Genomic DNA, 9,335 nt, shown 5'->3' on the forward strand with positions numbered 1-9,335 from the left:
CCACCTCCACATCGCCGTTGAAAGTGGTTTTCGCCGGATCGCGGGTGAGGACGCGCACGCTCGCGCCGCGCTTGGTGAGCTGCTCGACAACGTTGCGGCCGACGCGGCCGGTGGCACCGGTAATGAGGATGGTCATTGGTCTGCTCCTTGGGCTGAGCCGTTTGGCTGAGACCCAAATTAGCGATCCATAATAATGGCAATAGGCGTTATATCTGGACACTCTGTCTCGTGAGTGGAACGTATGGACCTTCTCGCCCTCGCTGATTTCACCCTGGTCGCGAAGCATGGCGGGTTCGGCAAAGCCTCCCGAGCCGCCGGACGGCCTAAGGCCACGCTGTCGCGCCGTGTCACGGAATTGGAGGAGGCCCTGAGCCTGCGTCTTTTCGAGAGGGGCGGGCGCACGATCAAGCTGACCGAGGAAGGCCGGGCGCTGTTCGAGCGAACCTATGCCTTGCTCAGTGAACTCGATGATACGGCCGCCGTGATCGCCTCGGGCGGTGGAACGCCGCGCGGTCGCCTGCGCATCAGCGCACCGTTGCTCTTCTCGCAGATAGCGATGGGTCGGATCGCGGCCGAGTTCGCCCTGCGCTACCCGGAAGTCCAATTGGAGGTCACGACCGACGATCGGGAAGTGGATATGATCGAGGAAGGGTATGACCTCGTGATCCGGGTCAACCCGAAAACTAACGAGGGTCTGGTTGGGCGGGCTTTCCTGCGCGACCGGCTCGTGGTTGCGGCGAGCCCTCATTTCGTCCGCCCGAACGACGGCGAGGCCGCGCGGGCGGTGATGCGAGGCACAGGCGGCGGCCATAGGTGGACCGTGATCAAGGATGGCGGGCGGTCGCAAATCGCCTTCGAACCGATCCTTTGGCTATCCTCGCCCATCATGTTCCGAGATGCGGTGCGAGCTGGCGTTGGCGCTGCAGCGCTTCCCTACTCGCTGATCAGCCAAGATATAGCAGCGGGTCGCCTCACCCATTGGGGCGACGTCGATCTGCCTCCCACGGCGCTATGGACGCTCTACCCGACACGTCGCCTTCTCAGCGCCCGCGTATCCGCCTTTCTGGACCATCTGCGGCAGACGTTTCCCCAAGGCACGTCGGAAGAGCTTGCGGCATTCATCACCGCCTGACCGCGGTTCCTAAGGCCTGCGATCGACGTGAGTAGCTGAGCTTGCCTGCCCAAGCATGTCCGCTAATAGGAACTCCTTGTGTCGTTGGAGGCGTCCGAATTGGGTCGGAAGCAGGAGGACCGCTCAGGGGCACTCGACGTCAGAGAGCCCTGCGATTGGATCGAGTGGGAAGTGGTCGTTGAGGCCTGTCCAACGGGAAGGCCCTATCTCTCCCCCGCAGAGGAGATGAGTTATGCCGACACAGACAGTCCTGGCCGCTGCAACGGCCCTAGCGCTTGGACAAGGAACGCCGCAGCCGCTTCCCTCCACCCAGGCTACGACGACTTACCATCGGGTCGAGGTAAATGGTGTTGGCATCTTCTACCGCGAGGCAGGGCCGCGCGATGCGCCCACGATCTTGCTGCTGCACGGCTATCCGTCGTCATCCCGGCAGTGGGACCCGCTGCTGCCGCTGCTCGCCGATCGCTACCACCTGATCGCGCCGGACTACCCTGGCTTCGGTCAGAGCGATGCGCCGACGCCCGCGCAATACACCTATACCTTCGACAACCTCGCCGCGACGATGGAGGGCTTGACCGCGCAACTCGGCCTCGCGCGGTACACACTGTTCATGCAGGATTACGGGGGCCCGGTCGGCTTCCGCATGGCGCTCGCCCATCCCGACCGGGTGAGCGCGCTGATCGTCCAGAACGCCAACGCCTACGTGGAGGGGCTCGGAGCGAAGTGGCAGGGCATCGGCCAGTACTGGGCCGACCCCGCAGCCCATCCCGAGCAGGTCGACGCCTTCTTGTCCCTCGAAGGGGCCAAGCAGCGCCATCTCGGCACCAGCCCGAACCCGGAGCGGTACAACCCGGACACCTGGATGGACGAGTACGCGATCCTGTCTCGGCCGGGTGAGCGGGACATCCAGGCGGCCCTCCTCTCCGACTACCAAACGAACGTCGCATCCTATCCAGCTTGGCAGGCGTGGATGCGCGAGCAACCGCTGCCCACCCTTGTGCTCTGGGGTCGGTACGATCCCTCCTTCATTGTGCCAGGAGCCGAAGCCTATCTACGCGACGCGCCGAAGGCAGAGTTGTACATCCTCGATGCTGGCCATTTCGCGCTAGACGAGGCGACGGACAGGATTGCTTGGCTGACACGTGACTTTCTTGGCCGCAGCATTGAAACCTCGACAGCCCCATCATCCGTACCTCGATAGTGCCGGGGCCTCTCCCCCGAACGTCGGAGAGGGGTTGGAGACAGAACGTCCGCTTCGCGGCGAAAAGCCAACGTCCGATTGCCACCCTTCTCGGACCTTGCTGCATGCAGCCGTAATCGTCGGAATAACGGTCGGATACCAGACACGTCGTTCAGGTTGCTATCGACCCTTTACAGACCTTGGGAAGGTCCGCTTCCAGGCGTTTCGTACAATCGAGCGGTAAGGCCGTCTCCCGAGGAAGGAAACGTTGCGCCGCCTGTACTGAAGGATCAAACCCGATCCTGTGTGGCTCAAGAGTACCTCGAACAAGCAACGGAAGGCACAGTCTAGGTGAGTATTGTCTTTAGCTTTTTTTGATTTTTGTATAAATTGATTCATTATGCTTTTCGAGCAATTCTACGGATGGCATCGAGCGCGTCTTCACGCATCCTGTTAGCCGATAGTTTTTTCCACAGACTCAACAACTGGTCAGACTGCTCGTGCTTTTTATAATACTCGTCGTTTACATAAAAATCATTCACAGAGATATGAAGCGTATCTGCAATCCGCTTCAAGTTCTCATGACAAACATTTTTCTCGCTGAGCACATCACCCTCCAAAAATCATGCGTGTGAGGTGATAGGGGGACACTATCGCGCATGATTGTAGCGCAAACGACTTGTGTGTTCAAAGATTGTGCCAGGATAGTGGCCCATGCGAACTGAAGTGGGAGGTGCTGGTGATCTTCACGACCGACGCTCAGGGCGAAGTCACGTACATCTGCCGGGAATGGTGCTCCTACACCGGACAGACGCGTGAGGCGGCCTACCGGGACAGCTGGACCACGCCCGTCCTGGAAAGCGACCAGGGTGCTGTCAGGGCCATCCTGTTAGAGGCTGCTCAGGCACAGGCCGAGTTCAGTGTGCGGTTCCGCATCCAGTGTGCGGACGGGTCGGTGCGGTGGCTTGCGGCCGGAGGTGTTCCCTCGTTTGGTCCGCCTGGACGCTCATTCCTCGGTTATCTCGGGTCCATGACCGAGTTTGCTCCAACTGAGGCGCGTGAGATCGCAGCGTACGGTGGGATCGAGAGGTTCATCCCGCCGCCGACCCACACAGCTACGCAGGCCGTGTCGCCCCTCGACACCATCGCGGATCACCTCCTCATCGTACACTCGCTGATGGAGCAGCACGATGCGACGTCGGGTTTGAGGGAGGTCAAAGCCGCTTTGTTCAAGGTTGGTCGAGCGTTGGCCCGGGGTGATGGATCGCGGCTGCAGCTTAACTGAGTGGCCGCAGCCTCGGCCTCCCTCAGACTGCTTCTTGCGCGCTACGTCGTAGGCTTCGGTGGCGGTCGAGGTGGGACACGGATCTGGACGAGTTTGCCAGTCCGAGGGTCGAGTACCACCACCATGTTATGTCCCCTACGATCAGGTACTGACTTCAGCACGACGACGCGGAACACAGGCTTGATCCAGCGGGCGGTCACTCACGATCACCATCGCCAGCAGTGCTAGCTACGATACTATGCAACTGAGAGTTGTAAAGTACGTAGGCGTTCAATTCAGGATAGGGCGAGGTTTGGTCCTCCAGCGGGTTGGATGGGGTGGAAGCCTCATGACCTTGCTTGCAAAGGGTCGTGGCGGAACGTCCGTTCTGGAACAAAAGGCGAAGGCGCGGTTGCCACCCCGACCAGCCATTCCGCCTACGACCCTTCTCGGACCTCCGCCGCCGGACTATAGACGAGGGTGGTCAGCGGGTGGGATTGATGGAGCTCAAGAAGATCATCGACGGCGCCTACCTCGTACCGATGGGCAACGCCAACGCCGTGCTGCTCGACGCCGGGCCGGAACTCGTCCTGATCGACGCAGGGTTCCCGGGCAAAGCGGACAAGGTCTTCGAAGCAGTCACCGAGCTCGGGCGCAAGCCGACCGAAATCAAACACCTTGTTTTCACCCACGGCCATCCTGATCACATCGGCAGTGCGGTCCCGCTCATCCAGGCAACCGGCGCCCGGACTTACATGCATGCTGCCGACGTACCGATGGTCGAGAGCGGTGGGCCGTTTCGACCCATGAAGCCCGCGCCCGGTCTCGTCCGTAACATCATGCTGCGCCTCGTTTTTGACGAGAAAGAGCGCACGGCACCGTTCCGCGTCGACCAGCACATCGCTGATGGGGAGACTTTGCCTCTTGCTGGCGGTCTTCGGGTGATCCACGCCCCCGGCCATTGCGCCGGTCAAGTCGCGTTCCTGTGGCAAGGGACCCGGCTTTTGATCGCGGGCGACGTGTTCATCAACATCCTCGGCGCAGGCGATCCGATCGGGTTTGAGGACGAGGCGGAGGGACGGAGCAGCCAGCGCAAGCTCGCTGCGCTCGCGCCGCAGGCAGTATGCTTCGGGCACGGTGGGTCGATCGTGAAGGACGCCGCGAGCCAGCTTCAACGAGCGGCAACACGGCGCTAAGGCGAAAGGGCTGCTTCATCTGGAAGTCTCAAAACCACCTCAAGCCAAAGTTGCCTGGGGGCTGACGAACAAATTCTTCGGAGAAGCACCCATGGCGGTCCGAGTGGCTGGATCGGAGCGGGATCGCTGCTGAGGGTGGTTTTCGGACCTTCTGCTTCCAGACAGCGGGTGCATCAAAGCAGACAAACCGGCTGGTTGGGGTAGACGCGTCGCTACTGTGTCTGGCAAGCGCGACCGTATTCAAGCGAAGAACCGACGTGCCTGCCGAACACCAACTGCCCGCAGCCGAGCGCGAATGAACTCCTGTGCATCAGTGGACAGGATGTGTTTGGGCACGAACTGGTACGACCCTGCCGATTGGTAGAGGAGAATGACCCGGGCATCCTCGCGCCATTGGACGTAGTGATCCCATGGCAGGTCGGAGGAAATCGTCTCGCTGCGAGCCGCGTAGCCGCGCTCGGACCATGTGATGGTGTAAGGCTGGTGGAGGCTCCGCTGCTCCTGGAACTGCCGCCGCACGATCAGCCGGGGGACCACGAGATGCCGCAGCGCCAGCATCACGATCAGGAACAGGCTTGCGCCGATCGCGAACACGAACGCTACATCGGCTGGCGCATCCAACAAGATGAAGGCCCCGAACACGATGACACCATAGACGATCAGGACGAGGGCCGTGCGCTGGCTCGTGAGAAGGCTCAGATGGTGCAGGCGACCTCCGGCGAGAACGTCTTCGCGCAACGGGTGGTAGGTCAGGCTTGGCATGGCGTAAGCCTACCTCAAAATGGGATCGTCTCCACCTCCTCTGCCTAGACGGTCCCGCGCATGGCCGATGATCGAGTTCGACGGATAGTTTGCTTTCGATCCCGAACCGAATTTGCTGGAGCGCTGATTAACGACCGCTCAAAGAAGCGCTGACGGCTGTCGGGGTGGCTGCGTTGGGTTCGGGAGCCGAATGGCAGCTTAAAGTGGGGAGCAGACCCTGACCCTTTGCCCTGAAGCGGACGTTCCACCGGCGATCCCCGAAGCAGCCGGCCTCGTGGACGACACCCGAGGCGTCAGGGGCGTCAGCCGACCGAGAGCTACACGCTCCGGTCCTTGGCATCGGCATCGGCATCGGCATCGGCATCGGCGCCGCTCTCCGCGAGCCTGTCACGCAGCGCTCCGAGAACCCGCAAAGCTGTGGCGAGGTCGTCCGGAGAGATATCTTTGGCCAAGTCGCCGGCCGCTGGATACCAAGCTCGGACGGCAGCTTCGTAGGCGTGCCGACCTGCGGGCGTCAGAACCACGAGTTGCGCGCGCTTGTGGTGTGGGTTGGTCTCGAAGGCCACCAAGCCGTCCTTGACGAGTTCGTTGACGATGCGTTGCACGTTCTGCCGGCTCGCGCCGAGGTCCCGGGCCAGCCAAGCCACCGGCTTCGGTCGATCCGCATAGGCGATGGCCCCCATGATCTGCCAGCGAGCGCTGGTGAGCCCGAAGGGTTCGACCAGGCGGTCGCCCCAGATCAGCGTCGCGTTGTTGACCCGGAAGAGCGTGAGAACGAGATCGGTCAGCGCTTCAGCAGAGGGAGAAACTTCGGACATCGCAGAGATCACCACCCTATTGACATCATGATGTCATTCCATTTAATATGACACTATGATGCCATGTAGGCATCACGCAGGCAACTTATCTACCTTCATGCCCAGGGAGCACCCGATGTCGACTTTCATCGAAATGGATAACACCGTGACGCTCGCCGACCAGCTGGCCGACGACGAGGCCGGTCCGGTCGTCCTGATCAACACCTTCGTCGTCCCGCCAGAGGACGCGGATGCGCTTCTGAAGGTCTGGAGCCGCGATGCAGCGATCATGAAACGGCAGCCGGGCTTCATCTCGACACAACTCCATCGCGGCATCGCGGGAAGCGGTGCCTTCTTGAACTATGCGGTTTGGCAGTCCGTCGCCCATTTCCGGGCCGCCTTCGCCAATCCCGAGTTTCGGGCGAAACTCTCGGAGTATCCGGAGAGCGCGAGGGCAAGCCCCCATCTGTTTCGTAAGGTCGAGGTTCCGGGCATTTGCATTGCCTGACGCCTCATGAGGCTGGTCGGGACACCGCGCTTCGAGAACGCGGATGAAGGCTGTATCACTGCAGTTGCTCGATCGAGTGGGGACCACTTTCTCGGCCCTCAATTCCCGAAGCGGACAGTCATAAAACTACCCACCCCTGACAAAGGTATCCTCCATTAAGCTGCCGCGAAGCGGCCTTCCGAGGGTCTGAGAAGGGTCGAAGGCGGAACGTCCGCTTCCGGACGCAAGGCCGGGGTCCACTTGCCACCCTTCTCAGGCCTTGCCGCACGCAGCCGTACGAGTCGGGAAAACGGTCGTTTTTCGGTCATGCATCAAATTGTGGAAATGTTTTTCAGCTCAGCATTCTTTTAATTTCTCCACGAAGCTTAACCGAGTCAAATTTATTCCTTTTATTAAGTATGTTTTTATATTCTTCGTCCGTCATGGCAGAACCCAAACTTTCTAAATGAAACTTGACTACGTCCGCGCTTTGATCAATTAACTTACACATGAGCGGGCATTTTAAACATTTAACGCATTGATCTATATGCGCTACATCGATTTCCTTTGCAATAATATACAACGTATCCGCAAGCCTAACATACGTCTTTTCCTCCTGGTGCATGAATTGCGAACTTAATACATCAATCCTACTAAGTCTTGATATAAATGCAAGTATGTCTTCTTTATTTTTGCCATAGGGGGCAAATAGTATTCCTCGCCTTCTCAAACCTGTAGCTAGGAAAAGTGACATTATCGCAACGGACGAAGCGCTAAGGGCCGCTCCGAATAAATCAGTATCGAATTTTCCTTTTGGCGCGTCCGGAATATCTTCAACACCTAGAATTTCGTTGCTGCGAGAATTAATCGAAATATCCGGATTTTGAGCGATCGACGTTGCTAAGAGCGACACCGAGATTTTCTCATCAGGAAGCAATCTCGATATTTTTAGCCGGGACGACGGTTCTCCTTTAATAACAAGGGTATTTATAAGCGATTTTTCGACCGATAAGTTCTCAATCTTCGAATTAACAGCATTCATCTCGACGTCTATCTACTCTAGTGGAGTTTTGCCCGAATTTTTAATAGTGATTGAAAATATTCTTTGCTTTTCTATGTCGACGCCTAGCGTAGGCCCAGCAACGACTGAATAGGATAATATCGTTTTTGGCTTCGTTATTTCTTCATAAGGTTTAGGAGCTATAGAAAAGAAACCAGCTATCAATGCCGGCGCAAGTACGAATATAAATATACGTTTAAAAACGACATACGGATATTTTCACTATCTGTTCCGGACTCCAAGTGAGACCCCTCCTCAATCAAGCAGAAAATGGCTTAGCGAAAATCTCGGTCATTCCAAACTCGCCAAGAAATTGTGAATATCTTAAACGTCCGCTTAGAGCCCGTCCGATAAAGGGCTGAGGCAGGGTTGAGTGGCCAGGATGGCAGTGATTCCAAGAGGGTGCTGAAACCTGACTTGGATCTGCCATGTGGACCCCGACCGCCCGGCGGCAGCATAGCCGTGCGGGCCTGCGCTATGAAACCGACCTGACAGATGCCGAGTGGGCAGTGATTGCACCTCTGATGCCGGAGCCGGCGCCATGTGGCCGCCCGCCAGTCTGGACGACGCGGGAGGTCCTGAACGCCATCTTTTACGTGCTGCGCGGCGGCATCGCGTGGCGGCTGATCCCGAAGGACCTGCCGCCGCGTTCGACCGCGTTCGGCTACTTCATCCGCTGGCGCGACGAGGGGTTGTTTGCTCGCATCAACCACGACCTCGTCATGGCGGACCGCGAGCGTGTCGGACGGGCAGCCTCACCCACGGCTGCGGTGCTCGATAGTCAGAGCGTGAAGACCACCGAGAGCGGTGGGCCGTGCGGCTACGACGCCGGAAAGAAGATCAAGGGCCGCAAGCGTCAGGCCCTGGTCGACACGGACGGACGCGCGCTCGTCCTCGACCCACAGCCCGCCGACGTGCAGGATCGCGATGGTGCCGGACCGGTGCTGCGCCTATCGCGGCGGACCTTCCCGTTCATTGTCAAAGCCTTTGCCGATGCAGGCTATGCGGGCGACAGGCCCGCGACGGCCACGATCATCACCGTCGACATCGTGCGCAAGCCTCCGGATCAGGTCGGCTTTGCCGTGCATCCGCGCCGCTGGGTCGTCGAGCGCTTCTTCGGCTGGATCAGCCGCAACCGCCGCCTTTGGAAAGACCCGGAGGCGACCCTCGCCTCGGCCCAAGCCTTCCTCTACGCCGCTGCCGTCATGATCCTCGTTCGACGGCTGGGACGCGCCTCAAGACTTATCGGACGGACTCTTACGGAACATTCAAGATGCTCGCCCCGCGTCAGTATAGGCTGTTCCATCACACAAACCCCCGTTTCCGTAACGCTCGATGCGCGTGCGCCAGCCACTCGCCTAAGTGACCAGACCGGCTGGCTTTGAGCCGGGTCGATTGTGAGTGCATATCGCCCCCCCCCAAGCTTGCGGTAGGGCAAGGCCTTACGCAATCTCACC

At 59.3% G+C, this 9,335-nt stretch carries 9 protein-coding genes and 1 pseudogene; 6 read left to right on the forward strand and 4 right to left on the reverse strand.

What is annotated here, in order from left to right; all coding sequences use genetic code 11:
- The coding region (locus MKK68_RS03735) for an NmrA family NAD(P)-binding protein (protein ID WP_244028788.1) at positions 1-136 on the reverse strand (136 nt) is incomplete at its 3' end.
- Between the two features lie 105 nt (positions 137-241).
- Between MKK68_RS03735 and MKK68_RS03740 the strand changes: the two genes are divergently transcribed.
- From MKK68_RS03740 to MKK68_RS03755, 4 genes are all read left to right on the forward strand, one after another.
- Complete coding sequence (locus MKK68_RS03740; RefSeq protein ID WP_244028810.1) at positions 242-1,132, forward strand: LysR family transcriptional regulator; 891 nt, start codon at positions 242-244, stop codon at positions 1,130-1,132.
- 232 nt (positions 1,133-1,364) lie between these two features.
- Positions 1,365-2,333 carry an alpha/beta fold hydrolase gene (locus MKK68_RS03745; RefSeq protein WP_244028812.1) on the forward strand — a complete coding sequence of 323 codons (969 nt, stop codon included), beginning with the start codon at positions 1,365-1,367 and terminating at the stop codon, positions 2,331-2,333.
- A 718-nt stretch (positions 2,334-3,051) separates the two neighbouring features.
- Positions 3,052-3,597 carry a PAS domain-containing protein gene (locus MKK68_RS03750; protein ID WP_244028814.1) on the forward strand — a complete coding sequence of 182 codons (546 nt, stop codon included), beginning with the start codon at positions 3,052-3,054 and terminating at the stop codon, positions 3,595-3,597.
- 479 nt (positions 3,598-4,076) lie between these two features.
- Positions 4,077-4,772, forward strand: a complete 696-nt coding sequence (locus tag MKK68_RS03755) for an MBL fold metallo-hydrolase (RefSeq protein WP_244028816.1) — start codon at positions 4,077-4,079, stop codon at positions 4,770-4,772.
- A gap of 240 nt (positions 4,773-5,012) precedes the next feature.
- On the opposite strand, the gene MKK68_RS03760 is transcribed toward MKK68_RS03755, so the two are convergent.
- Positions 5,013-5,534 carry a YcxB family protein gene (locus tag MKK68_RS03760; protein WP_244028818.1) on the reverse strand — a complete coding sequence of 174 codons (522 nt, stop codon included), beginning with the start codon at positions 5,532-5,534 and terminating at the stop codon, positions 5,013-5,015.
- Between the two features lie 317 nt (positions 5,535-5,851).
- The gene (locus MKK68_RS03765; protein WP_244028824.1) at positions 5,852-6,352 is read right to left on the reverse strand and encodes a MarR family winged helix-turn-helix transcriptional regulator; all 501 of its coding nucleotides are present in this window, start codon (positions 6,350-6,352) and stop codon (positions 5,852-5,854) included.
- Between the two features lie 115 nt (positions 6,353-6,467).
- Here MKK68_RS03765 and MKK68_RS03770 point away from each other — a divergent pair, with 115 nt between their 5' ends.
- Positions 6,468-6,839, forward strand: coding sequence for an antibiotic biosynthesis monooxygenase family protein (locus tag MKK68_RS03770; RefSeq protein WP_244028820.1), 372 nt, complete (start codon positions 6,468-6,470; stop codon positions 6,837-6,839).
- A gap of 331 nt (positions 6,840-7,170) precedes the next feature.
- Here MKK68_RS03770 and MKK68_RS03775 read toward each other — a convergent pair whose 3' ends face one another.
- Positions 7,171-7,731, reverse strand: coding sequence for a hypothetical protein (locus MKK68_RS03775; RefSeq protein WP_244028822.1), 561 nt, complete (start codon positions 7,729-7,731; stop codon positions 7,171-7,173).
- A 575-nt stretch (positions 7,732-8,306) separates the two neighbouring features.
- Between MKK68_RS03775 and MKK68_RS03780 the strand changes: the two are divergent.
- Positions 8,307-9,116 (forward strand): annotated as a pseudogene (locus MKK68_RS03780) (IS5 family transposase); the annotation flags it as partial.
- Between the last annotated feature and the right edge of the window lie 219 nt (positions 9,117-9,335).

It is taken from the genome of Methylobacterium sp. E-016, assembly GCF_022829745.1.
Lineage (GTDB): Bacteria > Pseudomonadota > Alphaproteobacteria > Rhizobiales > Beijerinckiaceae > Methylobacterium.

Excerpts from the sequence above, each read along its gene's own strand:
- MKK68_RS03740 (WP_244028810.1), top strand. The coding sequence starts at position 242 with ATGGACCTTCTCGCCCTCGCTGATTTCACCCTGGTCGCGAAGCATGGC.
- MKK68_RS03745 (WP_244028812.1), top strand. The coding sequence starts at position 1,365 with ATGCCGACACAGACAGTCCTGGCCGCTGCAACGGCCCTAGCGCTTGGA.
- MKK68_RS03755 (WP_244028816.1), top strand. The coding sequence starts at position 4,077 with ATGGAGCTCAAGAAGATCATCGACGGCGCCTACCTCGTACCGATGGGC.
- MKK68_RS03760 (WP_244028818.1), bottom strand. The coding sequence starts at position 5,534 with ATGCCAAGCCTGACCTACCACCCGTTGCGCGAAGACGTTCTCGCCGGA.
- MKK68_RS03765 (WP_244028824.1), bottom strand. The coding sequence starts at position 6,352 with ATGTCCGAAGTTTCTCCCTCTGCTGAAGCGCTGACCGATCTCGTTCTC.
- MKK68_RS03770 (WP_244028820.1), top strand. The coding sequence starts at position 6,468 with ATGTCGACTTTCATCGAAATGGATAACACCGTGACGCTCGCCGACCAG.